The sequence below is a fragment of the Halorubrum lipolyticum DSM 21995 genome, assembly GCF_000337375.1.
Lineage (GTDB): Archaea > Halobacteriota > Halobacteria > Halobacteriales > Haloferacaceae > Halorubrum > Halorubrum lipolyticum.
The window spans coordinates 1-22650 of sequence record NZ_AOJG01000017.1; the positions used below are offsets into that span (position 1 = coordinate 1).

Below are 22650 nucleotides of genomic sequence, written 5' to 3' on the forward strand. Positions count from 1 at the left end.
AGGTGATGCAGGAGACCGGCGGCAGCGCCGACCCCGGCGAGGTGAACGGGCTGCTCCGCGAGGAGCTGGACGGGTAACCGCCGTGAGCGCCCGCAGCGAGGCTCCGGACCGATGAACGTCACCGTCGAGGTCGTCGGCGAGGGGACGGACGAGTACGACCTCCCCGACGACGCCACCTACGCCGACCTCATCCGCGAGGCGGGCTACCACCCGCAGGAGGCGTCGGCGCTCGTCGACGGCTCGCCGGTCCCTGGTGACCGCGTCGTCGACGCCGGATCGGTGAAGCTGCTTCGGCTTATAAAAGGCGGGTCGACGGACGACGGCGCGTGAGCGGGGAGCGCGACGCCGGCGACTCGACCGAGCTCGACCGCGACCCGCCCGACGGAGTCGCGATCGAGCCCGCGACGCCCGACGACCGGCTCGACGCGCTCCGCGTGCTCGACGCCGCGATGCTGGAGACGGACCCCGAAGTCGTCGACGCCGCGATCGACGCCGGCGACGCCCTCGTCGCCCGGTTTACACGGACGGGCGCGGTCGTCGGCGCGCTGGTCGCGACGCGGCCCGAGCCGGACCGACTCCACGTCGACGCCCTCGCCGTCCGGCGGTCGCGTCGCGGTCGCGGGATCGGCTCCGCGCTCGTCGCCGCGGCGGTGCGACGCGCCGAGCGCGACGCCGAGTCCACGGCCGTCACCGCGGGGTTCGACGCCGACCTGCGAGCCCTCTACGCGGGCCTCGGGTTCTCGGTCCGACCGGCCCGATACGAGGACGCTCTCGACCCCGGCGCCACCGACGCCGGCGCTCCCGACCCCGGCGCCTCCGACTCCGGTGCCTCCGACTCCGGCGCTGACCGCGTCGCGGAGGGCGACGCAGACCGTCTGTGGGGGCGGAGAGCGGCGGACAGAGCGACGGGAGGGGAGTCGCCGTGACCCCGACGCAAGCGGCGCGTCCGACTCGCGGCTGACTGAGCTTTTTCCATGTGGTACGCGTACACATACTTCCCTGTCGATGTCCTCTACAACCGGCTCTCACGACACTCTCGATGGTACCGACGGCGGGGCGGTAGACTCGGTCGACGGTCCCTGGCTTCGGTCGACCGCGTCCGCGGGCACCCGGCCGAAGAGCGAGCGCTATCCCGGCTGTCACCACCGCGTCCGCGTCGCCGCGCTCACGGCCGAGGTGGAAGCGCTCGAGGCGGAGGTCGAGGCGCTCGAACAGATCGTCGAGTCGAAGGAGCGACAGCGGCAGCAGCTGATCGACAACTACGAGACGATCGTCGCGGCCCGGTCTGAGGCCGACGACGCGGCCGACGCCGAGTCCGACGCGTCCGACGAGACCGAGAGGTGGCGACTGCGCGCCGCGGTCGCGTCGCGTCTCGAACGGGCGGCGGCGTGGGTGCGACGGTCGGACGAGTAGCCGGAGCAGTCGTCCGTCGGCGGGCCGCTCACCGATGTCCATTTCCGGAGCGACCCCGTCAGTCCGGGTATGAACGCCGATTCGCTCGCGATTTCGACAGACATTCACCCCCGAGCCGCGGTGAGAGACACATGAGTGGAAAAGACGACTACTACAACCGGTCGAAACAGCAGGGGTACCGGAGCCGCGCCTCCTACAAGCTGAAACAGCTCGACGAGGAGGCGGACCTCTTCGAGCGCGGCGACACCGTCGTCGACCTCGGCGCCGCGCCCGGCGGCTGGCTGCAGGTCGCCGCCGAGGAGGTGGGCGAGTCGGGGACCGTCATCGGCGTCGACCTCCAGCGTATCGACGACCTCGAGGAGCACGACGTGCAGACGCTCCGCGGCGACATGACCGAGGAGCGCACCCGCCACTACCTGCGCGAGGCGGTCGGCGAGCGCGGCGCGGACGTGGTTATCTCCGACATGGCGCCGAACATGACCGGCGAGTACGCGCTCGACCACGCCCGGTCGGTCCACCTCGCGCGGCAGGCGTTCGACGTGGCCGAGGAGCTGCTCGCGCCCGGCGGCGACTTCGTCGTGAAGGTGTTCCAGGGCGAGGACCTCGACGCCTTCCGCGAGGACGTTCGCGCGGAGTTCGAGTACCTCCGGACCGTCTCGCCGCCGGCCTCCCGCGACTCCTCCTCGGAGGTGTACCTCGTCGCCAAGGGACTGAACACCGCCCCCGTCGCGGCCGGTGACCGGATCGAGGTGACCGTCGAGGAGCGCGGCGACGAGGGCGACGGGATCGCGTACGTCGAGGGGTACTCGATCTTCGTCTCCGACGCCGACGTGGGCGAGACGGTGACCGTCGAGGTCGACGACGCCAAGCCGCGGTTCGGGTTCGCGACGCGCGTCGGCGGCGGCGAGAGCGACCGCGGCGACGAGTAGACAGCGGCGACGAGTAGACAGCGGCCGCGGCGACGAATTGACCGCGAGTGGAGGGCGACTTCCGGAGCCGTTATTACACGAGATAATTCGCGTCGAGCGGTTATATACCCCCGCCCGAAACGGGCGGCAAATGGATCGCAACGGCACGGGAGACCGATCGGACGAAGCGGAGACGTACCGAGAGAACGGAGCGCGGTCGAACGGTCGCGGATCGGACGGTCACGGATCGAACGGCCGTGGATCGAACCCGGAGGCGGCGCGGGCCGCGAACGGGGAGGCGGCGCGGGCCGCGAACGGGCAATCGACGCGAACCCCGAGCGACGACGCGCCGATCGAGGCGTTCAGCGAGGTCGCGGCGCGCCTCGCCGACGGCGACCTCGGAGCGCGCTTCCCGGAGGCGGCGGCGAGCGGGGACGCCGCCGCGCTCGCGAGGGATCTCAACGCGTTCGTCGAGGGGGTCGCCGAGACGCTGTCCGCGACGGAGGGGTTCGGCGACGAGGTCGCGGGGGCCTCCGAGCACGTGCGGTCGAACGTGGCGCGAGCGAAGGCGCAGAGCGACGACGTGTACGAGGCGGTCGACGGGATCGAGACGGCCGCGACCCGCCAGCGCGACGACATCGCGGAGGCGACCCGAGAGCTCCAGAGCGTCTCGGCCGCGACGGAGGAGGTCGCGGCGTCGGCGGAGGAGGTGGCGACGACCGCCGGGAACGTCGCCGAGCGCGCCGACGAGGGGAACGACGCCGCCGCGTCGGCGATCGAGGAGCTCCAGGTGGTCGACGAGCGGACCGAGACGGCGCTCGACCGCGTCGAGGAGCTGGAGGCTGAGGTCGCGGCGATCGAGGACGTCACCGACCTCATCCGCGACATCGCCGACGAGACGAACATCCTCGCGCTGAACGCCTCCATCGAGGCCGCGCGGGCGGGCGAGGCCGGCGCCGGGTTCGAGGTCGTCGCCGAGGAGGTCAAGAGCCTCGCCGAGGAGTCCCGCGACGCGACCGCCGAGATCGAGTCGTCGATCGGCTCGGTGCGCGACGAGACCGACGCGACCGTCGCGGAGATTACGGACATGCGCGATCGGGTCGGCGAGGGGATAGACACCGCCGAGAACGCCCTCGAGGCGTTCACTGACCTGACCGACGACATCGAGGAGACCACGAGCGGCGTCGAAGAGATTAGCGACGCGACCGACGACCAGGCGGCCGCGATCGAGGAGGCGGTCGACATGGTCGAGTCGGTCGGGGGCCTCGCGGACGACACCGCCGAGGACGCGGCCGAGGTGACGACGATCGCCCACACGCAGAAGACGTCGCTGACGGAGGTGGCCGCCGGCGCGTCGACGCTGAACGACCGAACCGGGGCGCTCGACGACCGGCTCGACGCCTACGACCTCGCCGGGAGCGCCGCGGGCGGCGACGACACGGTCGTCGAGTTCTGGCACGCGCTCGGGGGGCGCAAGGCGCGGCTGCTCGACGAGTTCGTCGACGAGTTCGAGGCGGCGACCGAGGGCGTCTCGATTCGGCCCTCCTCGAAGGGGAGCTACCGGGGCGTGTTCGACGCCACCCTCGCGGCGGCCGAGCGGGGCGAGCCCCCGGCGATCGCGCACCTCTACGAGATCGGCACCGAGCGCGCGCTCGACAGCGGGGCGTTCGCCCCGGTGGAGGACCTGCTCGCGGAGACGCAGCTCTCCCCCGACGACCTCCTCGACCCGGTCGCGAACTACTACCGGACCGACGGGCGGCTCCACTCGCTCCCCTTCAACGCCTCGACGCCGGTGCTCTACTACGACCGGGCGGCCTTCGAGCGCGCCGGGCTGAACCCGGACGACCCGCCGGCGACGTTCGCCGAGGTGCGGCACTGCGCCGAGCGGCTGGTCGAGCGCGGCGGCGTCGAGACCGGGATCACGTTCGCGAACTACTCGTGGTTCGTCGAGCAGTGGTTCGCCGAGGCGGGCCAGCCGCTCGTCGACGCCGAGAACGGGCGGGCGGGAGCGCCGACCGAGGCGTACTTCGACGCCGAGGCCGGCGAGCGGGTGTACGAGTGGATCGCCGACATGGCGGCCGACGGCCTCTATCACGACCCCGGTATCGAGGCCCGCGGGCAGGCGCGGGAGGCGTTCCACGAGGGGCGCGCCGGAATGCTGATCGGGTCGACCTCGGCGATGGTGGGCGTTCGCGAGGGCGCGTCGTTCCCGGTCGGAACGGGGTACTTCCCGGTGGCCGACGAGCGTCACGGGGTCGTCGTGGGGGGCGGCTCGCTGTGGGTCGCCGACCGGGCGTCGACCGCGCAGCAGCGGGCGGCCGCCGCGTTCCTCGGGTGGCTCGCCGCGCCGGAACAGCAGGCGCGGTGGCACCGGGAGACGGGATACTTTCCGGTCCACGAGGGGGCCGTCGACCGACTGGCGCGAGACGGCTGGTTCGACGAGAACCCCGGCTACCGGACGGCGATGGACCAGCTGCTGGACGCCGAGGAGTCGCCGGCCACGACCGGTGCCCGGATCGGTCCGTTCGACACCGTCCGGACGCTGGTCGCCGAGGCCTCCGTCGAGGCGCGGGAGTACGGGGTCGCGGAGGCGCTCGACAGGCTGACGGAAAGCGCGGAGCTCCAGCTCCGGTCGTACGCCGAGGGGACGGAAGCGGGATCTGACGCCCGGTAGACGGGAGCGAACCGAACGCGTTCAGGCCGCGCTGCCCCGCCGGACCCACTCGCGGAGCGTGAACCGGTCGAACGCGGTCTCGGCGGCAACGGTCCACTCGTTCGTGTCCCACGCCGGGTAGAACGTGTCGCCGTCGTAGCTCCCCGCCACGTGACTGAGCACCATCCGATCGAGGTGCGGCTGGAACAGCTCGTAGATCGTTCCGCCGCCGAGGACGTAGACGAGGTCGCCGTCGCTGCCGGCGGTATTGCCTCCGCCGGCGATCTCCTCGGCGCGTGCGATCGCCGACTCGACGCCGTCGGCGACGACCGCGGTCGGAACGTCGACCGAGTCGGCGCTCCGGCTCACCACGATCTGGCGGGAGCCGGGGAGGTCGTCGCGCATCGAGTCGAAAGTACGGCGGCCCAGGATGACGGGCGAGCCCGCGACGCGCTCCCGGTACTGTCGGACGTCGGCCTCGATATGGGGCCACGGCACCTCGCCGTCCCTGCCGATCGCTCGGTTCTCCGCGACCGCCGCGACGCTGACGAGTTGCACGGGGATCGTACGAGCGCGGGCGACAAAAAGCGGTCGGGCGTGAGGCGGGGACGACGAGAGGCGGAGCGACGAGAACAGCCGCGCTACTCCCCGAGCCCGAGGAGGTCGAACGGGTAGCCGTTGTCGTTGTCGTCGGCCTGCTCGTAGACGACGCGGGCGGTCGCCACGTCCTGGATCGCGAGGCCGGTGGAGTCGAAGACGGTGACGCCGTCGACGCCGGCGTCGTCGGCCCCTCCTGCACCGCTCCCGAATCCGGCACCGGTGCGTCCCGGGCGGTTACCGACGACGATCTCGCCGATCTCGCCGTAGATGTCCTCGTCGGTCAGCGTGCCCGCGGCGTAGGGGACGTTGATCTCGCCGGAGTGGGTGCACTGCTCGCGGTCGTCGATGACGATCGTCGCGTCCAAGAGGAGGTCGTCGGCGAGCTCGTGTTTCCCCTCGGCGTCCGCGCCCATCGCGTTGATGTGGGTGTGATCGCCCACGTCGTCGAGGCCGACGATCGGCTCCTCGACGGGGGTCACCGTCGAGAGCACGTCGCAGTGGCCGGCCTCCGATATCGAGCCCGCCCGCACGTCGAACCGGTCCTCGAACGCCGCGACGAAGTCGGCGACGCGCTCCTCGTCGAGGTCGCTGACCACGACCTCCTCGATATCGCGGACCTCAGCGATCGCCTCGAGTTGGGTGTACGACTGGACGCCGGCACCGACGATCCCGAGCGAGGTCGCGTCCGGGACCGCCAGCTCGTCAGTGGCGACCGCGGCGGCCGCGCCGGTGCGTTTCATCGTGAGCGTCGTGCCGTCGAGGACCGCCAGCGGGAACGCCGTCTCGGGGTCGGAGTAGATCATCGTCCCCATCACGGTCGGGAGGTCGTGGTCGGCGGGGTTGTCGGTGTGGACGTTCACCCACTTGATCCCGGCGGCGTCCCACCCGGCGTCCTCGGCGGTGTCCTCCGTGCGCACGTCGAGGTAGGCGGGCATCGAGCGGAAGTCGCCGTTGTACTCCGGGAGGTCGATGTACGATTTCGCGGGCATCTTGGCGTTCCCGCGCTCGTAGGCGGTGAAGGCGCCCCGAACCGCGTCGATGACGCGGTCCATGCGGGCGTTCTCGTCGACGTCGTCGGCGTTCAAAAGCAGCGTCTGCATGTCGCAAGCTTTGCCGGTGGGGTACTTCAAGCCTGTTGAATCGACGGCGGGCGTCGGGGAGACCGTGGAGTCGACTTCGGGTGCACGAGCGACGTGAGTTATCACGGTTCAAGGAGGACACCCGCGGTGTGGCCCGCGGGGCGGATCCGACGACGGAGAGACGCTCCGCGTTCACGCAGAGGATTCAACGACGCCACACCGTTCATCCGGGTCCCACACGCCGGCCCTCACGCTCGGAATCAGTCCTCGGCCCAGTAGTACAACTCCTCGCGCGGCGCGTCGCAGTTCGGACAGTTCGCCGGGAGCTCTTTGCCGATCTCGCCCATCTCGCCGCACTCCCAGCAACGCCACATCACGTAGGCGGTGCCGAACACGTCGCGGGCGTCCGTGAGCGTCAGCGGCTCCGTCCCAGACGGCGACGAGACGTAGAAGCCGTCGTCGTCGACCCCGCGGACCGTCCCGATCTGGTCACCGTCCTCGTCGTACACCGGTTGTCCGATGCTCACATCGGCGAATACGGGTTCTTCGGAGGCCATGCGCGATTGTACGACCCGATCCCTCATAAGTGTGGTAGGAGATAGCACGACGCGTCGTCGCGGACGTCGTGTCGGCGAGACACACCGGTAGCACCGATACTCGACGAAACTGGAAAACCCAATTTAAACGGGATGAAACGCGGACTCAGGCCACCGGCGTGCGCTCGACGACCGTGCCGTTCACGGTCGGGTACTGCTCGACGATTTCGCCCTCCGCCAAATCGCCGTCCTCGACCATCTCCTCGAGGAGCCACCACGCGACCTCGACGTGGTCCGACTTGACGGTGTAGAACTCCTCGGGCACGCCGAGCGCCTCGAAGCGGTCGGCGTCGGCGAACGCCTTCCCGTAGACGAGCGTGCCGTCGTCGGTCACCTCGTCGAACTCGCGCCGGATGTTCCTCGCCATCCGCTTGAGGCGGTTCCGGTGTTGGGCGGCGTCCTTGAACACGGACGTACAGAAGTACACCTTCTCGTGGCTCGCCATCTCGGAGACGATCGCGTCGTCCTTCGACCCCTCGACGGCGGACATGTGGCCCTCCTGCAGCTCGAAGCCCTCCTCCTGCATCCGCCGGTAGTTGCCGTCGGACATCTCGAACTCGTTGATGTTACAGAACTCGGCGGCGCCCTCGTCCAAAAAGTCCAGGAACTCCGGCTCCGCGCGGATGCCGGGAATCTCGAAGGCGGGCGTGAGCCCCTCCTCGCGGGCGATGTGGAGGATCTCCTCCCACTCGGTGCCGTGCATGTCGCCCCACATCTCGAGCGGCGGGTGGAAGCGGATCTCGTCGAGGCCGGCCTCCGACAGGCGGCGCATGTTCTCGCGACCGCCCGTGATCCCGGTGTAGAGGTGCGTGTGGTGGTCCTCGCCGAACTCGTCTTTCAGCAGCTCGAGGTACCGGCACGTCTTCGCCATCGCCTCCTGCGGCTCGCCGCCGGTGATCGAGGTGCCGAGCGCGCTCATGCGCTTGGCCTCCGCGATCACGTCCTCGTCGGACTCGACCTTCCGCTCGTTGGCGTACACGTCGGTGACGTTCTTCCGGTTCTCTCCGAGAGGGCAGTAGAAGCAGTCTCGCTGGTCGCAGTAGCCGTAGACGAACAGCACCATCTTCCCGCCCTTGGCGCACTGTTCACAGCCCTTGGAGATCATCTGTCCCCCTCTACCGGCTGCGGCCTCAAAAAGCGTCCGAACCACGCGTTTCCGGGGGATTCGTTGACACGGCGGTGTTCCACGGAGTTCCATATCGTTTCTATTTCCCGAAATAAACACAAAGTATGTACCTCCGCCCGTGTGACGACGGGTATGACCAGAGAGCCGACTGTCGACGAGACGGCCGACACCGACGCGTTCACCCGCCGCCGCGCGCTCGCCGCCGGCGGCGGGGTCGCGCTCGCCGGGCTCGCCGGCTGTACCGCGCTCGACGTCGCTACGGGGGGCCCCGCGGAGTTCGCCGCCGGCACCGCGACGGTCGCGGACGCGGCGCTCGACGAAAGCGGGTACGAACTCAACGAGCTCACCGAGAACACGCAGACTCGCGAGTTCGACGTCGCCGGTTCGACCCGCGAAGTGCGGGTGACGAGCACGATCGCCGAGTACGACAAGGCCGTCGAACTCTTCGGCGAGCGGTATCAGGCAGCGGTGTTCGCCGTGTTGACGACCCCGCGCGTCGAGGTGCTCGGGCAGGCGCTCAATCCCGTCGGGGAGCTCGACGACGAGGAACGCGCGCAGCTGATCGTGGACCGTTACGAGGGAGTCAGCGACCTCGAACGCAGCTCGGAGTACACGACCGATGTCCTCGGCACCGACGCATCGGTGACGGTGTATACGGCCGAAGGGGAGATCGGTGGCACCGGTGTGAGCGTCGCTCTCGAGTTCCACGTCTCCGAGGCGGTCGAGGCCGGCGACGACTACGTCATCCCGCTGGCCGCGTATCCGGAGGCGTTCGGGGACGGGGAGAACGTCCGCCGGATGTTGAACGGGATCGAACACGAACAGAACGACGAGGACTAACGGACAACGACGCTGCGGTCCGCGAATTCGTGGCCCGCTGCACAGAGCCGAAAACATATGCCGGCCCCTCGCGTAGCCCCGCACGATGCTGCTCGTCCTCTGCGTCGACCTCGACGACGACCTCGGCCGGAAGACGGGGATTCCCACGCCCGTCATCGGCGCCGACGAGGTCACCGAGGCCGCGGTCGCGCTCGCGACCGCCGACCCGGAGGACTCCGACGTGAACGTGCTCTTTCAGGGCGTCAACGTCTACGACGAACTGGCCGCCGGCGGCGAGTCGGTCGAGGTGGCGGCGGTCACCGGCGTCGACGGCTCCGACGTGCGGGCGAACCGCGCGGTGGGTCAAGAGGTCGACCGCGTGCTCGCCGAGCTGTCGACCGGCGAGGAGGTCTCGGCCGTCGTCATCACCGACGGCGCACAGGACGAGTCGGTCCTCCCGGTGATCCGCTCGCGGATGCCGATCGACGGGATGCGCCGCGTCGTCGTCCGACAGGCGCAGGACCTCGAATCGCTCTACTACACGATCAAGCAGGTGCTCGCGGACCCCGAGACCCGCGGCACGATCCTGGTGCCGCTCGGCGTGCTCCTCCTGATCTACCCGCTCGTCGTCGTCGCCAACCTGTTCAATATCGCCGGCGCGGCCGTCCTCGGGATCCTCTCCGGGATCCTCGGGCTCTACTCGCTGTTCCGCGGGCTCGGCCTCGAAGACACGGTCGACGGCGCGGCCGCGTCGGTTCGCAACGTGCTCTACACCGGGCGGGTGACGCTCGTCACCTACGTCGTCGCGCTCGCGCTGATCGTCGTGGGCGGGGTCCAGGGGATGGAAACCGTCGAGGTCGTCCGCGGCGTCCGCGGGGCGGGCATCACCGCCGGCGTCGCGCTCGCGGCGTTCGTCCACGGGTTCGTCCAGTGGCTCGCGGTCGCCGGGGTCACCTCCAGCCTCGGCCAGATCACCGACGAGTACCTCGCGGGTCGGTTCCGATGGCGGTACCTCAACGCGCCGTTTTACGTGCTCTCGATCGCCGTCGTGTTGTACGCGGTCTCCGGGTTCTTCCTCCCGGCCGCGCCGGGTGTGACCTCCCTCGAGCTCTCCGACCTCGCGATGGCGCTCGCGGCCGGGACGCTCACGGCGGTGTTGAGCACGCTCGCGTTCGCGGTCGCGGAGTCGCAGCTCCCGTCTGCGGATCCGACGTGAAAAGACGACAACGACGCTCGTCCCCCGTCGATCGCCTCCCGACCCGCTACCGCGGCGTCCACTCCTCGCAGGCGTCCATGTCGTCCATCAGCTCGTCGTGATGGGCGCAGTACGGCTCCATCCCCTGCTCAGTCCGGACGTAATCGAACTGCGCGCAGTTCCCGCAGTAGGTGTCCCCCGGGCCGTCGCGCGCGGCGGGCGAGACGCCGGGAGTGACCGGGCCGCCCGGTCCGGCCGGGGCGTCGGAGCCGTCCCCGTCGCCCGTCCCGTCGAGCGGGGACCGGATGTCGGTCGCGGTCGCCCCGCCGTCGCTCACGCCCGTGGCGCCCGTGGTGCCCGTTCGGGGGGCCTCCATGCCGCCGCCGGAGCCCGTCGCGTTCGACGATCCGGTCGACTGCGACCCGGAGCCGCTCCCCCGCTGTCTGTTCGTCTGCGTCTCGACCTCGCCGTCGGGGGTGCCTCCGAGGAGCCCGACGCCGCCGCCCCGGTTGAGCTCGGCGCGGTCGACCTCGATCACCTTCGTCTCCCCCTTGTGAGTCACCTCCATCGTGACGGTGCCGCCGGGGTCGTTCCGGGTCTTGAAGTTGGCGACCGCAACGAACACGCTCCACAGCGTCGTCGCCGCGCCGACGAAGTACAGCCCCGCGGTCGGCAGCGTGAGGTCAGTGAGCTCCGGGCGCGGGCCGCCGACCCAGTGGTACGGGTAGGCGTACGCGAACAGCGCGACGCCGAGACACATCACGGCGGCCCCGACGATCGCGGCGACGCGGGTGTTGCGGTCCGCCGGGAGCACGGTCATCACGCCGAGAAACACCAGGGGGACGCCCACGCCGCCGAGCACGCCGCCGAGCCGCCGCGCCTCGGCGGAGCTGTAGCCGCTCGGGAGGACGACCTCCGCGGCGACGAAGAGCCCGGCGACGAGCAGCAGCGTTCCGGCGACGAACGAGCCCACGCCGAGGTACAGCCGACGCGGGTCGACCTCGGAGCGTCCCCGCCCGCCGTACGCCTCCGAGAGACTGGTCATACGCGCCCTACGTCGTCCTCCCTGAAAACAGTATGTCAGACGTTCGCCCGCGGTGGGGGAGGGGACGAAGACGGGCCCGACCGGTCGCCCGGCTTCCCCTCTCAGATCAGCGCGTCGACATCGACGTGGGCGCCGAGCAGCTCCGCCATCCGCTCGACGGTGCGCGCGTCGCGGGTGCGCCCCCCGCGGACGACGCCCTCGGCCCGGTCGATCGTGGTGACTGTGTCGGTGTTCACCGCGAGGACGGGCTTGCCGGCGTCGGCCGCCTTGCCGAGCACGGCGCCGGAGGGGCGGTGGCCGCCGGTGAGGACGAGGCAGGCGACGCCGGAGGCCTCGAGCGCCGCGGTCTGGACGTCGGCGCGGTCGCCGCCGGTGATGACGGCGGCGTCGCGGGCCCGCCGGAAGTAGCGGAGCGCCTCGTCGCCCCCCATCGCGCCGACGAGGAAGCGCTCGACGAAGCCGTCGGTCGGGGCGTCGGTGAGCAGCTCCGCGCCGATCTCGTCGGCGAGCTCGCCGACGGTGACGCCGGCCAGCTCCTTCTCGGTGGGGATGGCGCCGAACACCGTGATCCCCTTCGACTCGAGGAACGGGATCCCGTCCTGGTCGAGCGACTCGAACGCGTCGTCGGAGACCTTGTTGAACACGACCCCAGCGAGCCGGTCGCCGAACGCGTCGGCGGCCGCGAGCACGTCGTCGAGGTCGTTCGGCGACTCGTACCCCGCGACGAGCACCACCCGCGCGCCGAGCAACTCGGCCACGTCCACGTCGGTCAGGTCGACGACGCCGCCCGTCGTCCAGCTGCCGCCGCCCTCGATGAACATCTGGTCGCGGTCGGCCGCGAGCTCCTCGTACTCCTCGCGGATCCGATCGCTCAGCGCGCCGGCGTCCTCGGTGCCGCGGATCGCGCCCTCGACGAACGTCGGCGAGTAGACGACGGGCTCCATCTGGTGCATCTCCGCGTCGAGACCGAGTACCTCGCGGGCGAGCATGGGGTCCTGATCGAGCGTCTTGCCGACGTTCGACTGGAGCCGCGTCCCCTTCGGCTTCATGTAGCCGACGCTGCGGTCGCGGTCGGCGGCGAGTCGCGCGAGCGCGACGGTGATCGCTGTCTTTCCGGCGCCTTCTCCGGTCGCGGTGACGAGTGTCGTGGGTGTGTCTGTCATGAGTCGAGTTTCTCCGGGTCAACCGTAAGTCTCACGTCGACGGCGGCGGCGTTCGTGCCGCCGTCGGCGTCGGGCAGTGCGACGAGCGGGTTGATGTCGAGCTCGAGGATGGCCGGGAAGTCGGTGACCAGCTGCGAGAGTCGGCCGATCGTCTCGATCACGGCGTCGACGTCGACCGGGTCGCGGCCGCGGGCGCCGCGCAGCAGCGGCGCCGACTGGATCTCCTCGGTCATCTCGCGGGCCTCCGGCTCGGAGACGGGCGCGACGCGGAAGGTGGTGTCCTCCATCACCTCCACGAAGATCCCGCCGAGCCCGAACATCAGGAGCGGGCCGAACTGCGGGTCGCGGTTCATGCCGACGATCGTCTCGACGCCGTCGTCCAGATCGACCATCTCCTGCACCTGCACGCCGAGCACGGTCGCGTCCGGCTGGTAGTTGCGCGCGCGGGTGATGAGGTCCTCGTAGGTGTCGACCACGTCCGCGTCCGAGACGCCGACGGCGACGCCGCCGATGTCGGACTTGTGGAGGATGTCCGGCGAGACGATCTTCATGACCACGTCGCCGTCGATCCCGGCGGCCACCTCGCTCGCGTCTCCGGGGCTGTCGACGATCTCGCCGGCGGGCGTGGGAATGCCGTACGCCTCGAGCAGCTCCATCGCCTCGACGCCGAGGCGGTTGTCGTCGCGGTCGCGCACCGTGCCGAGTATCTCGGCGGCGCGCTCGCGGTCGACGTCGAACGACATCGGGTCGGCGTACTCGCGAGCCTTGATGTCGCGGTACCGCGCGAGCGTCGCGAGGCTGTCGATCCCGCGGGCGGGGTCGAAGTAGCAGGGGATCCCCTTCGCCTGCAGCTGCTGTTTCGGCTCGCGGGTCCGGTCGCCGCCCATCAGGCAGGCGGCGACGGGCGCGTCCATCTCCTCGCTGACCGCCTCGATGGCGTCCGCGAGGTCCGCGAAGTCGATCGTCGCCGTCGGCGCGGCCAGCACGAGGGCGGCCCCGACGTTGTCGTCGGCGACGGTGATCTCCAGCGCCTCGCGGAACCGCTCCACGTCGGCGTCGCCGATCACGTCGACCGGGTTGTGGATGTTCGCCTCGTCGGGCATCGACTCGCGGAGCGCGTCGCTCGTCTCCGCGGTGAACGACGCCATGTCGAGGTCGGCGTCGCCGACCGCGTCGGTCGCCATCACGCCGGGGCCGCCGGCGTTGGTGACGATCGCGACGCTATCCGTGTCGGGGAGCGGCTGGCTGCCGAGGATGCCCGCCGAGTCGAACAGTTCGTCGACCGACTCAGCGCGGATGACGCCCGCCTGATCGAGGCCGGCCTCGTACGCCTTGTCGGAGCCGGCGAGGGTGCCGGTATGCGAGGAGGCGGCCTGCGCGCCGGCGCTGGTTCGCCCCGACTTCACGGCGACGATCGGGGTGTCCTGCGTCGTCTCGCGGGCGGCCTCGATGAACTCGCGGCCGTCCTCGATCCCCTCGAGGTAGCCGATGATCACGTCGGTCTCCTCGTCTGCGCCCCAGTGGTCGACGAAGTCGGTCTCGTCGAGGACGGCCTTGTTCCCCAGCGAGACCACGTCCTTGAAGCCGATCCCGTTGTCGTTGGCCCAGTCGAGGACCGCGGTGACGAACGCGCCGGACTGGCTCATGAAGGAGAGCCCGCCCGGGAGCGCGTTCTCCGGACCGAACGTCGCGTTCATGCCCGAGGGCGTCGACATGATCCCCAGGCTGTTGGGGCCGACGAGGTTGAGGTCGTACTCGTCGGCTATCTCCGCGAGGCGCCGCTCCCTCGCAGCCCCGTCCTCTCCCGTCTCGCCGAACCCGGCGGTGATCACGACGACGTTCCGGACGCCGGCCTCGCCGCACGCCTCGATCGCGTCCAGCACGATCGACGGCGGCACGACGACCACGGCGACGTCGGCGTCCGCGTCGGACACCTCGTCGACGCAGGGCGTCCCGAGCACCTCGTCGTAGTTCGGGTTGACGGGAACGGTGTCGCCGTCGAAGTCGTCGAGCAGATTCGACGTGACGGCGCGACCGACAGCTCCCTCTCGGGAGGTCGCGCCGACGACGGCGACCCGGTCCGGGTCGAACATCTCGTTGAGCGTACCCATCGGTACGTAACTATACGCACCGACGGTTTAAGATCGACGGGAGCGTTCTCATACCCTGAATATTAATGAACAACCGATCGGATCGACACCCCACTCGCTCGAGGACCGGCAGGGCGATCCCCCGATCGGTCCCGAATTCCGCCGCTTCGGCCGATCGCCCGATCGTCGCTCGGTCGCTCCCTCGTCTTTCCCCTCGCGCGCTTCGTCTTTGGTCGACTCGCCCTCGCGCGCCTCGTCGCTAATCCGTTCCCTCCGTCTCGTCTCCGTCCTCGCGCCGCTCCGGTTCCGCGGGAGCGGCGCCGTCCGTTCGCATCCGCGCGTCGGCTCCCCCGACTCCGCCCGTCTTCGGCCGGTTCGAGAGACTCGCCTCCCGGGAGCCGTCATCGCTCGGGTCGGTCTTCGCGTTCGGGACCGTGAGCGTCACGACGTTCCCGTCGGCGTGGGTGTCGAAGGTGAGGTCGCCGCCCGACCGGTTCGCGACCCAGTAGACGAGCCACAGGCCCATCCCCCCGGTGTGGCGGAGGTCGTCCATCTCCCACCGGTCGGTGATGACGTACCGCTCCTCGACCGGGATCGGCGGGCAGTTGTCGCGGATCGACACCTCGATCGCCTCGTCTGTCGCGCGCACGTCGATCCGAACTCGCGGCGTCGATTCCGCGTGTTCGAGGGCGTTCTCGACCAGCTCGGCGATCGCGTAGTCGAGCTCCGGATGCGTGAACGCCCTCGCGTTCGGCGGGTACGCGACCGACACCCGCGGGGGCGGCGATCCGCCGCCGTTCGCATTCTCGTCGGTCGTCTCTCCGCCCGCCGCCCACTCCGCGCTCTCCGTCTCGCCCGCCGGTTCGGCTGTCTTCGTACTCCGGTCGTCGACCGGCTCGCGGTAGCTGACGTCGAGCGGCTCGTCGCAGTCGTCGACGACCATCCCGAGCGCCTCTTCGACCACCGGCGCGACCTCGACCGCTCGGGGCGACCCGCGCTGTCGCAGCAGGTCGATCACGCCGCGCTGCTTCTCCGCTGTCGTCAGCAGGTCGGAGGCGATCCGGCGGATCGTCTCCGCGTGCTCCCGTACGTCCGCGCCGAGTTCGGCGAGCGCGAGGGGGTCGATCTGATCGCCTCCGGGAGCCGCGTCATCCCCCCGCGCTTCCGGATCGAACGCGTCCGCCGCGTCGACGGCGTCGGCGATACGCTCCGCGGTCCCGTCGACGATATTCATGTCGTTGCGGATCGTGTGTCGCAGGAGGTTGTCCATCACGGCGAGCTGCCGCTCGCGGCGGTACTCCTCGGTGACATCGCGAGCGAACCCGGCGACCGCGACGACCTCGCCGTTCTCTATCACGGGCTCACCGGGCACGCGGACCCACTTCGTGACGCCGTCGGCGGACCCCAGCCGGTAGTCGATCAGCGTCGACTCGCCGTTCGAGAGCCGGTTCATCGCCCGCTCGACGTACGAGCGGTCGTCGGGGTGGATCGCGTCGAGAAAGACCTCGGGTCGCCGTTCGAGCGCGTCAGCCGACACGCCGAAGACCGCTTCGACGGCGTCGTTGACGAACAGCAGCTCGTCCCACTCGGAAGAGAACATCCAGAACACGTCGGCGGACACCGACGCGATCGTCTCCAGTCGGCGCCGGGACTCGACCTCGGCCGTGATGTCCCGCGAAGTCAACACGTATCCGTCGATCCCCGTCTTCGCGGGCGGGTGCAGCGTCGTTCGGAGCCACACCCAGCCGCCGTCTGCCGTGCGGTACCGATACTCGAGCGATTCGTCGGGCACCGGCTCGCCGGAGGCGATCCGCGCGAAGGTCTCTCGGAGCCGCGCCTCGTCCTCGGGGTGAAGGAGCGCGAAGGCGTCCGTCCCGACGAGCTCGTCCGATCGAAACCCGAGCAGGTCGGTGACGGCCGCGTTGAGGTGCCGGAAGATCCCGTCGTCGTCGAGGACCGCGATCTTGTCTCCCGCGAGATCCAGAAGGACTTCGGGATCCGGCGACTCGGCCATACGGAACCGCTTCGCGAGCCGATTGATAAGACTGACCGCCCGATTATCACGCGAGAAATCTCTCGGAGTCGCGATCGGGCGGTCGCCGCAGTCAGGTGGTTATCGCAATTAGGCGGTCACCGCGGTCAGTCGACCGAGACGCGCGCTCAGTCGGCCGAGACGCTGGTGGTGTCGAACGCGGCGCTCACCGGGTCGCTCGCCGAGTCGTCGACGGTCAGCGTGACGCCGTCGTCGCCGAGCTCGATGGCGGCGTCGGTCGCGCCACGCGTGTACTCCGCCGCGTGGTCGCCGTCGGGGTCGAAGCGGACTCCCTCGACCAGCAAGGGAGTCTCGCTGAGCCGTTCGACCTTTCGGTAGGCGGTCGAGAGCGCGATGTCGCACGCGTCGGCCAGCTCGCTCGTCGTCATCGCCGTGTCGGCCGCCCCGAGGATCGCGCGGCAGTCGGGGTCCGCGAGTGCGTCGAACGTGTCGTCGAGCGTCTCGTCGCCTTCCGTCACGGTCGTCGGTCCGGTCGCCTGCAGCGCGTTTCGCTTCATGGATGTAGGTACCGCCTCCGCCCTCCCCAACACCGTCCCTGCATATGCGGGGTGTTTTATAAGCGCGAGCGGATCGGCGGGGGACGGCGGGGGACGGCAGGGGACGACGGGGGCGGCGGGGGACGGCGGGGGACGGCGGGAGGCGGCGGGAGGCGGCGGGGGCGGCGGGTGATTGACGTGCGAGGGCGAGGGCCGGCGTGCGAGGGAGGGCCGACGTGCGAGATTGACGAGCGACGACGCCGGCGAGCGGACGGCGTCAACGTTTTGCCCGGCGGCGGACACGAACGGACGCAGATGGGATCCGGAATCAGAGCGGAGGTCTCGCTCCCGACGGCGGCGCCCTCCCCGTTCGACGGCGTGGTCGACGGGTCGACGCCGATCTACAGCGTCGCGCGCAGCGCGTCGAACGACGACCCGGAGACGGTCGTCCTCGAGTTCATCGCCGACGCGGACCTCCCGGTCCCGAAGGGAGTCGAGGTCGTGTTCGACTACGGCGCCAAGGCCGCCTACCGGTTCGAGGCGCCCTGCGTCGAGGCGTCGCCGTTCTCGGTGCTCGACCGCCACGGCGTCCCCATCTCGGAGACCACGATCCGCGACGGGCGGCTGGTCGTCACCTTCCACGCGACCGACCTGCCGACGCTCCGTTCCGTGCTCGACGAGTTCCGGGAGTCCTGTCCCGACATGCAGGTGCTGCGACTGCTCCAGTCGTCGTCGACGCCCGAGGAGTCGGACCTGGTCACCGTCGACCGGAGCGAGCTGACGGAGCGCCAGCGCGAGGTGCTCACCGCCGCCTACGACGCCGGGTACTTCGACCACCCGAAGGGGGCAAACGCCGGCGAGGTCGCCGAGTCGCTCGGCATCGACCGGTCGACGTTCTCGGAGCACATGGCGGCCGCACAGCGGAAGCTGCTCTCGACGCTGCTCGACTGATCGGACGGGCCTCGTCGCTCGTCCCGTCGGAGCTCGGACTCCCGACCTGTCGGATTCCTGTCGATCAGGAATCCGATCCATTCTTCATGTGGGTTGGTGTCGTACTCGGAGCCATGACGAGTTCACAGACGCACACCTTCGTCTGTCAGGAGTGTCGCCGGTCGATCGAGGTGGACGGCGCGATGCGGGCGACGCTGCTCGAGACGGGCTGTGTCGTCTGCGGCGCGCCCGTCACCGAGAGCGATATCGCGGACCTGCAGACCGCGTAGCGGTCGGCGTCTCGTTCGCCCTTTCGCGCTCACGCGTCCAGTCCTCGGCGGCGTCCCCCGATACTGACGGCGCCCCTCGGTACCGACGGCGTCGCCGCCCCCTCACCCGGTCTCGTGTCCTTTATCCCCTCGTACGCAGAGAGGGATCGTATGGCGACGAGAAGCGAGGTCGAGATGTCCGACGCGGAGGTCGACGCGCTCCTGTCTCGACACGAGACCGGCGTGTTGTCCCTCGCGCGAGACGAGACCCCGTACGCGATTCCGATCTCGTACGGGTTCGACGAGGAGTCGCGGAACGCCTTCCTCCGGCTCGTGTCGACGCCCGACAGCGAGAAGCGGGAGTTCCTCGCGTCCGACCCGCAGGCCCGGATCGTGGTGTACGAGGAGGGCGGCGAGGGGGACCGCGAGGAGTACGCGAGCGTCGTCGGCGTCGGCACCCTCTACCGGGTCGACCTCGACGAGCTCACGCCCGAGACGATCGCGCAGTACGGCGAGACCCAACGGCCCCTGTTCGAGATCTGGGCCGACGGGAAAGCGGAGCTCGACATCGAGCTGTACCGGTTCGAGCCCGAGCGACTCACCGGCCGGACGGTCGTCGTCGACCGCGACGAGGAGTAGGGGTCACCGCTCTCTCGACCCGTCTTCCAGCTTCTCACGTCGGGTTTCGAACTCTTCGTCAGTGAGATCGCCGCGGGCGTACGCCAGCCGGAGCTCCTCCATCGCGGGATTGTGAGGCGTCTGCGTCTCGCTCGCGCGCCGGACGAGCAGATAGCCACCGCCGATGAGCACGAGGAGGGAGACGAGCGGAACGAGCATCCCGACGAGCGGCCACCACCCACCCGTAGTGCCGTACTGACCCATCATCCCTCCGTATCCCGTCGCTCCCCCGTATCCCATCATCCCGCCGAATCCCATACCCATCGTGAGCAAGGGGAGGAGGATGACCGCCCCGAGGATCAGGAGCAGTACCGTCGTCGTGTCTAGTCGATCCGACGAAGACATCGTAGATCAGGCCTCCGACGCGGGATCGAACTCGTCCGTAACGGCCGCCAACACCCGATCGAACCGCTCGGAGACCTCGGTCGCGATGGGGTCCAGCGCGTCGTTGTCGGCGATGCCAAGCAACTGATCCGGGTCGACCGCACTCACCACGATATCGCCGTCATCACTCTCGTAAACGATGACGTTGCACGGTAAGAGCGCGCCCAGTTCGATCTCCTCGGTCAACCCGTCGAACGCCAGCGGCGGGTTACACGCACCGAGGATCCGGTACTGACGGAACTCCTCGCCGAGTTTCTCTCTGAGCGTCGCCCGGATATCGATGTCGCTGAGGACACCGAACCCCTCGTCTTTGAGTGCGGCGGTCGTCGCGTCGACGACGTCGTCGAATCCACCGGTTACGGCAGTCTGTCTTGTATACTCCATGAACTACTATACCCCATCAACGGGGTTAACGGTTGGGTGCCTCACCGCCGGGCGTCGGGGGTGCGCATCGGCTGGAACCGCGACTGATCCGATCATTCGGACCGTTCGAACCGCTTTCGCCGCCGATCGAATTCGTCGTCCGAGAGCTCGCCGCGGGCATAGCGCTCGCGGAGAACCGACAGGGGCTGTTCATCGCTCCTGGCGGACCCGCGGTTGAGGAGCGCATCGAGGAGGTAGATCGGAACCGCGATGAGGAGCCCCATCCAGAGGAGTCCCCAGAGGCCCATCGCCCCACCGAAGAGTCCCCAGCCATCCATCATGCCGCCACCGTAGCTCCCGCCACCGTGGGCGGCGGCCGTTCCGGTCGTCGCGACCAGCAGCGGAACTGCGAATGCGGCGAGTCGACGGGCAGTGCGTCCGGCGTGTGCGGTGAGTCGTGTCATTGTCTCGCGTTGGGAAGTCGTGGTGTTCGTTCGGAACGATTCGACTCGGTCAGCGCGGTCAGCAGTGGCCTTGCCCGTACCCCCCGCCGTGTCCGTACGTACCACTCTGTCCGTACCCCCCGCCGTGTCCGTACGTACCACTCTGTCCGTACCCCCCGCCGTGTCCGTACGTACCACTCTGTCCGTACCCCTCGCCGTGTCCGTACGTACTACTCTGCCCACGCGTCCCGCTGCGGTCGTCGTCGTCAGCCATGTTGCGGGCCATCTCGTCGACGGTCACGCCCGCGTTCGACTCCATCCACTCGACGCCGTCGGGACCCATGTGCTCGGTCATCTGCGCTTCCATCCAGACCGCCCAGTCGTCGGCGGTCGCGTCAGACGGCGGGACGCCGTCAGCGGCCGAGACGCTGTCGCCGCTCGTCACATTACCGTGTGCGCTGACCGCGGGGGCGGCGAACGCGAGTCCGGCGAGCGCGAGCGCCACGAGCAGCCAGCCGCCGAGTTTGAAGTTTGTCATCGTGTTTCTCCTCGGTTGCTCGTACGACCCTCCCGGGGTTATCTTGATGGGTGTGAATCCAAACAGGAGAGCGTCCGAGACCGTTTATAGATTGATTTAAGCGTTTCTCAGGACGAAGATCGTTCATCCGGCCCGAATTCGCCGGATTCGGATGCGATGGGTCTCCCGAGAGGTAGCCGATACCGCGCGAACGACGGTGTGAACCGTCCGAAACGCTCGAACGCCCGTTTCACTCGACGTATCTCACGACGCGAGCCATCCCCGCGTCGAGATGGTACAGGTTGTGACAGTGGAACAACCACCGACCGGGGTTGTCGGCGTGGAAGTCGATCGTCACCTGCCCCCGGTGTCCGGGGACGAGAACCGTGTCCTTGATCGCGTCGCCGACTCGGAAGAAGTGGCCGTGAAGGTGCATCGGGTGAACGACCGGGCTCTGGTTGGTCATCCGGATCCGGACGTGTTCCCCGGATCGAATCTGGAGCGGGTCCGCGTTCGGGTAGGCCTGCCCGTCGATCGTCCACGTGTAGGACTGGCCTCTCCCGGGGGAGAGCGTCAGATCGAACGTTCGATCCGGATCGCCACTCGTCCCGTCGAGCGAGGAGACCGATCGCAACTCCCCGTACTGCAGTCGGGTACCGGCCGCCGCCGGGCGCTGCGGGGCTCCCCCGCCCGCTGCCTCGTACTCGATGACGGCCCTGGCCGGTGGTTCGTTCCCGTCGAGCGCGTCGGCCTGCACGGCCCACGTGCCCGGGTTCGTCGCCTCGACCACGACGTCGTAGCGCTCGCCGGCACCGAAGACGAAGGATTCCACGTCGACGGGGTCGACGGGGCGCCCGTCGGCGTGGGTCACCGTCATCTCGTGGCCGGCGATCCGGACACCGAAAAGCGTCGCGCTGGCGGCGTTCACGAACCGGAAGCGAATCCGCTCGCCCTCCGTTACGTCGAACCGCCGGGGGCTCTCAGGGAGTCGGCCGTTGATTAGGAGCCCCGCGTACGGCGGCCGAACGTCACTCATCATCCCGCCTCGTCCGCCCATGCCGCCACCGCCCCTCATTCCGCCACCGCCGACAACCCCCCCGTCCGAAGGGAGACTCGGATCCCCGGGGAGGTAATCGTCGACGACGACGACGTACTCGCGGTCGTACTCGACGTGCGGGTCACGCTCTTCGACGATCAGCGGTCCGAGCAACCCGCGGTCGAGCTGGAGGCCGGCGTGACTGTGATAAAAGTACGTTCCGGCGGGTTCGGCACGGAACTTGTACGTGAACGTCTCGCCGGGAGCGATCGGCTCTTGCGTTACGTTCGGCACTCCGTCGACCGGATTCGCGACCGGAACGCCGTGCCAGTGAACCGTCGTCTCCGCTTGCAGGTCGTTCGTCAGTTCGACGCTGAGCACGTCGCCCTCCCGAACGCGTAGCTCCGGACCCGGGAACTGTCCCTCGTACAGCCAGTTGGTCGCCGACGTCTCGGGGGCCGGTCGAACGGTCCCGGACGCCGCGGTGAGGCTGACGGTCGTATCCGGATCGGCCGTCACCGTCGGACGGGGGGCCACTTCACGACCCCCGCCAGCGCCGGTGCCCGGTAGCCGGCCGGCGCAGCCCGCGAGCGCGCCGAGGCCGGTCGCCCCCGTCAGCTGCAGGAGTCTGCGACGGGAGACCGGGCGCTGTGACCTAGGCGACATCGTCAGTCACCTCCAGTCCGCCGTCGAAGTCGCCTCGGTGCCGGCGGCGGTGTCGCAGCGCGGACGTACTCCCGTTTCCGACGGTCGGCTCGCTCTGCGGGTAGCGCTCGGCGGCTTCGCCTCCGGTCGGTTGTATAAACATGTGCCC

Annotated in this window: 26 protein-coding genes; 11 read left to right on the forward strand and 15 right to left on the reverse strand. The window is 69.6% G+C overall.

Features of this window, described 5'->3' with window-relative positions; genetic code table 11:
* Positions 1-111 precede the first annotated feature (111 nt).
* From samp2 to C469_RS06560, 5 genes are all read left to right on the forward strand, one after another.
* Positions 112-330, forward strand: a complete 219-nt coding sequence (gene samp2, locus C469_RS06540) for a ubiquitin-like small modifier protein SAMP2 (RefSeq protein WP_008004952.1) — start codon at positions 112-114, stop codon at positions 328-330.
* Entirely contained in the window at positions 327-926 is a 600-nt protein-coding gene (locus C469_RS06545) for a GNAT family N-acetyltransferase (RefSeq protein WP_008004954.1), read from the forward strand. The genes samp2 and C469_RS06545 overlap by 4 nt, the downstream gene beginning before the upstream one ends.
* A 79-nt stretch (positions 927-1005) precedes the next feature.
* Positions 1006-1413, forward strand: coding sequence for a hypothetical protein (locus C469_RS06550; protein ID WP_008004956.1), 408 nt, complete (start codon positions 1006-1008; stop codon positions 1411-1413).
* Between the two features lie 131 nt (positions 1414-1544).
* Positions 1545-2342 (forward strand): 23S rRNA (uridine(2552)-2'-O)-methyltransferase, encoded by a 798-nt coding sequence (locus tag C469_RS06555; protein ID WP_008004957.1) that lies wholly within the window; start codon positions 1545-1547, stop codon positions 2340-2342.
* Between the two features lie 130 nt (positions 2343-2472).
* Positions 2473-4995: a methyl-accepting chemotaxis protein gene (locus C469_RS06560; protein WP_008004959.1), complete on the forward strand. Its 2523-nt coding sequence runs from the start codon at positions 2473-2475 to the stop codon at positions 4993-4995.
* A gap of 21 nt (positions 4996-5016) precedes the next feature.
* Here the strand turns inward: C469_RS06560 and C469_RS06565 are convergent, their stop codons facing one another.
* The 4 genes from C469_RS06565 to C469_RS06580 all read right to left on the reverse strand — a co-directional run bounded on the left by C469_RS06565 (position 5017) and on the right by C469_RS06580 (position 8354).
* Complete coding sequence (locus C469_RS06565; protein WP_008004961.1) at positions 5017-5532, reverse strand: dihydrofolate reductase; 516 nt, start codon at positions 5530-5532, stop codon at positions 5017-5019.
* An 83-nt stretch (positions 5533-5615) separates the two neighbouring features.
* Positions 5616-6674, reverse strand: a complete 1059-nt coding sequence (locus C469_RS06570; protein ID WP_008004963.1) for an alanine dehydrogenase — start codon at positions 6672-6674, stop codon at positions 5616-5618.
* A gap of 239 nt (positions 6675-6913) precedes the next feature.
* Positions 6914-7210: a DUF7130 family rubredoxin-like protein gene (locus C469_RS06575; RefSeq protein WP_008004965.1), complete on the reverse strand. Its 297-nt coding sequence runs from the start codon at positions 7208-7210 to the stop codon at positions 6914-6916.
* A gap of 145 nt (positions 7211-7355) precedes the next feature.
* On the reverse strand, positions 7356-8354 hold the full coding sequence (locus C469_RS06580) for a radical SAM protein (RefSeq protein ID WP_008004967.1): 999 nt from the start codon (positions 8352-8354) through the stop codon (positions 7356-7358).
* A 153-nt stretch (positions 8355-8507) separates the two neighbouring features.
* Between C469_RS06580 and C469_RS06585 the strand changes: the two genes are divergently transcribed.
* Positions 8508-9215: a DUF6517 family protein gene (locus C469_RS06585; protein WP_008004969.1), complete on the forward strand. Its 708-nt coding sequence runs from the start codon at positions 8508-8510 to the stop codon at positions 9213-9215.
* Positions 9216-9300: 85 nt separating this feature from the next.
* A complete protein-coding gene (locus C469_RS06590; protein ID WP_008004970.1) occupies positions 9301-10410 on the forward strand; it encodes a DUF373 family protein in 1110 nt (369 codons plus the stop codon).
* 46 nt (positions 10411-10456) lie between these two features.
* On the opposite strand, the gene C469_RS06595 is transcribed toward C469_RS06590, so the two are convergent.
* The 5 genes from C469_RS06595 to C469_RS06615 all read right to left on the reverse strand — a co-directional run bounded on the left by C469_RS06595 (position 10457) and on the right by C469_RS06615 (position 17237).
* Positions 10457-11434 carry a DUF7139 domain-containing protein gene (locus C469_RS06595; RefSeq protein ID WP_008004971.1) on the reverse strand — a complete coding sequence of 326 codons (978 nt, stop codon included), beginning with the start codon at positions 11432-11434 and terminating at the stop codon, positions 10457-10459.
* Between the two features lie 101 nt (positions 11435-11535).
* Positions 11536-12597, reverse strand: a complete 1062-nt coding sequence (locus C469_RS06600; protein ID WP_008004972.1) for a phosphotransacetylase family protein — start codon at positions 12595-12597, stop codon at positions 11536-11538.
* Entirely contained in the window at positions 12594-14708 is a 2115-nt protein-coding gene (locus tag C469_RS06605; RefSeq protein WP_008004973.1) for an acetate--CoA ligase family protein, read from the reverse strand. The genes C469_RS06600 and C469_RS06605 overlap by 4 nt, the downstream gene beginning before the upstream one ends.
* Positions 14709-14946: 238 nt before the next feature.
* Positions 14947-16701 carry a PAS domain S-box protein gene (locus C469_RS06610; protein WP_008004974.1) on the reverse strand — a complete coding sequence of 585 codons (1755 nt, stop codon included), beginning with the start codon at positions 16699-16701 and terminating at the stop codon, positions 14947-14949.
* Positions 16702-16847: 146 nt separating this feature from the next.
* Entirely contained in the window at positions 16848-17237 is a 390-nt protein-coding gene (locus tag C469_RS06615; protein WP_008004975.1) for a winged helix-turn-helix domain-containing protein, read from the reverse strand.
* Here C469_RS06615 and C469_RS17015 point away from each other — a divergent pair.
* The 4 genes from C469_RS17015 to C469_RS06625 all read left to right on the forward strand — a co-directional run bounded on the left by C469_RS17015 (position 17236) and on the right by C469_RS06625 (position 19054).
* Entirely contained in the window at positions 17236-17409 is a 174-nt protein-coding gene (locus tag C469_RS17015; RefSeq protein ID WP_160163060.1) for a hypothetical protein, read from the forward strand. The genes C469_RS06615 and C469_RS17015 overlap by 2 nt on opposite strands.
* A gap of 122 nt (positions 17410-17531) precedes the next feature.
* Positions 17532-18167, forward strand: coding sequence for a helix-turn-helix domain-containing protein (locus C469_RS06620; RefSeq protein WP_008004976.1), 636 nt, complete (start codon positions 17532-17534; stop codon positions 18165-18167).
* Positions 18168-18280: 113 nt separating this feature from the next.
* Positions 18281-18436, forward strand: coding sequence for a DUF7560 family zinc ribbon protein (locus C469_RS17150; RefSeq protein ID WP_008004977.1), 156 nt, complete (start codon positions 18281-18283; stop codon positions 18434-18436).
* A gap of 150 nt (positions 18437-18586) precedes the next feature.
* Entirely contained in the window at positions 18587-19054 is a 468-nt protein-coding gene (locus tag C469_RS06625; RefSeq protein ID WP_008004978.1) for a pyridoxamine 5'-phosphate oxidase family protein, read from the forward strand.
* 3 nt (positions 19055-19057) lie between these two features.
* Here the strand turns inward: C469_RS06625 and C469_RS06630 are convergent, their stop codons facing one another.
* The 6 genes from C469_RS06630 to C469_RS17020 form a co-directional block, all read right to left on the reverse strand.
* The gene (locus C469_RS06630; RefSeq protein WP_008004979.1) at positions 19058-19438 is read right to left on the reverse strand and encodes an SHOCT domain-containing protein; all 381 of its coding nucleotides are present in this window, start codon (positions 19436-19438) and stop codon (positions 19058-19060) included.
* 6 nt (positions 19439-19444) lie between these two features.
* Positions 19445-19861, reverse strand: coding sequence for a DUF302 domain-containing protein (locus C469_RS06635; protein WP_008004980.1), 417 nt, complete (start codon positions 19859-19861; stop codon positions 19445-19447).
* A 92-nt stretch (positions 19862-19953) separates the two neighbouring features.
* Positions 19954-20304, reverse strand: coding sequence for an SHOCT domain-containing protein (locus tag C469_RS06640; protein ID WP_049911101.1), 351 nt, complete (start codon positions 20302-20304; stop codon positions 19954-19956).
* Between the two features lie 58 nt (positions 20305-20362).
* Positions 20363-20821, reverse strand: a complete 459-nt coding sequence (locus C469_RS06645; RefSeq protein WP_008004982.1) for a hypothetical protein — start codon at positions 20819-20821, stop codon at positions 20363-20365.
* Between the two features lie 229 nt (positions 20822-21050).
* Positions 21051-22502: a multicopper oxidase family protein gene (locus C469_RS06650; RefSeq protein WP_049911102.1), complete on the reverse strand. Its 1452-nt coding sequence runs from the start codon at positions 22500-22502 to the stop codon at positions 21051-21053.
* Positions 22492-22644: a hypothetical protein gene (locus C469_RS17020; RefSeq protein WP_160163061.1), complete on the reverse strand. Its 153-nt coding sequence runs from the start codon at positions 22642-22644 to the stop codon at positions 22492-22494. Before C469_RS17020 ends, C469_RS06650 begins: the two co-directional genes overlap by 11 nt.
* Positions 22645-22650: the final 6 nt, after the last annotated feature.

Bases quoted from the DNA above. Each gene is read 5' to 3' on its own strand.
- C469_RS06580 (WP_008004967.1), bottom strand. From the start codon at position 8,354: ATGATCTCCAAGGGCTGTGAACAGTGCGCCAAGGGCGGGAAGATGGTG.
- C469_RS06585 (WP_008004969.1), top strand. From the start codon at position 8,508: ATGACCAGAGAGCCGACTGTCGACGAGACGGCCGACACCGACGCGTTC.
- C469_RS06575 (WP_008004965.1), bottom strand. From the start codon at position 7,210: ATGGCCTCCGAAGAACCCGTATTCGCCGATGTGAGCATCGGACAACCG.
- C469_RS17015 (WP_160163060.1), top strand. From the start codon at position 17,236: ATGGATGTAGGTACCGCCTCCGCCCTCCCCAACACCGTCCCTGCATAT.
- C469_RS06610 (WP_008004974.1), bottom strand. From the start codon at position 16,701: ATGGCCGAGTCGCCGGATCCCGAAGTCCTTCTGGATCTCGCGGGAGAC.
- C469_RS06600 (WP_008004972.1), bottom strand. From the start codon at position 12,597: ATGACAGACACACCCACGACACTCGTCACCGCGACCGGAGAAGGCGCC.
- samp2 (WP_008004952.1), top strand. From the start codon at position 112: ATGAACGTCACCGTCGAGGTCGTCGGCGAGGGGACGGACGAGTACGAC.
- C469_RS06640 (WP_049911101.1), bottom strand. From the start codon at position 20,304: ATGACACGACTCACCGCACACGCCGGACGCACTGCCCGTCGACTCGCC.
- C469_RS06560 (WP_008004959.1), top strand. From the start codon at position 2,473: ATGGATCGCAACGGCACGGGAGACCGATCGGACGAAGCGGAGACGTAC.
- C469_RS06615 (WP_008004975.1), bottom strand. From the start codon at position 17,237: ATGAAGCGAAACGCGCTGCAGGCGACCGGACCGACGACCGTGACGGAA.
- C469_RS06570 (WP_008004963.1), bottom strand. From the start codon at position 6,674: ATGCAGACGCTGCTTTTGAACGCCGACGACGTCGACGAGAACGCCCGC.
- C469_RS06620 (WP_008004976.1), top strand. From the start codon at position 17,532: ATGGGATCCGGAATCAGAGCGGAGGTCTCGCTCCCGACGGCGGCGCCC.
- C469_RS06590 (WP_008004970.1), top strand. From the start codon at position 9,301: ATGCTGCTCGTCCTCTGCGTCGACCTCGACGACGACCTCGGCCGGAAG.
- C469_RS06635 (WP_008004980.1), bottom strand. From the start codon at position 19,861: ATGGAGTATACAAGACAGACTGCCGTAACCGGTGGATTCGACGACGTC.
- C469_RS06595 (WP_008004971.1), bottom strand. From the start codon at position 11,434: ATGACCAGTCTCTCGGAGGCGTACGGCGGGCGGGGACGCTCCGAGGTC.
- C469_RS17150 (WP_008004977.1), top strand. From the start codon at position 18,281: ATGACGAGTTCACAGACGCACACCTTCGTCTGTCAGGAGTGTCGCCGG.
- C469_RS06645 (WP_008004982.1), bottom strand. From the start codon at position 20,821: ATGACAAACTTCAAACTCGGCGGCTGGCTGCTCGTGGCGCTCGCGCTC.
- C469_RS06550 (WP_008004956.1), top strand. From the start codon at position 1,006: ATGTCCTCTACAACCGGCTCTCACGACACTCTCGATGGTACCGACGGC.
- C469_RS06555 (WP_008004957.1), top strand. From the start codon at position 1,545: ATGAGTGGAAAAGACGACTACTACAACCGGTCGAAACAGCAGGGGTAC.
- C469_RS06630 (WP_008004979.1), bottom strand. From the start codon at position 19,438: ATGTCTTCGTCGGATCGACTAGACACGACGACGGTACTGCTCCTGATC.
- C469_RS06605 (WP_008004973.1), bottom strand. From the start codon at position 14,708: ATGGGTACGCTCAACGAGATGTTCGACCCGGACCGGGTCGCCGTCGTC.
- C469_RS06650 (WP_049911102.1), bottom strand. From the start codon at position 22,502: ATGTCGCCTAGGTCACAGCGCCCGGTCTCCCGTCGCAGACTCCTGCAG.
- C469_RS17020 (WP_160163061.1), bottom strand. From the start codon at position 22,644: ATGTTTATACAACCGACCGGAGGCGAAGCCGCCGAGCGCTACCCGCAG.
- C469_RS06625 (WP_008004978.1), top strand. From the start codon at position 18,587: ATGGCGACGAGAAGCGAGGTCGAGATGTCCGACGCGGAGGTCGACGCG.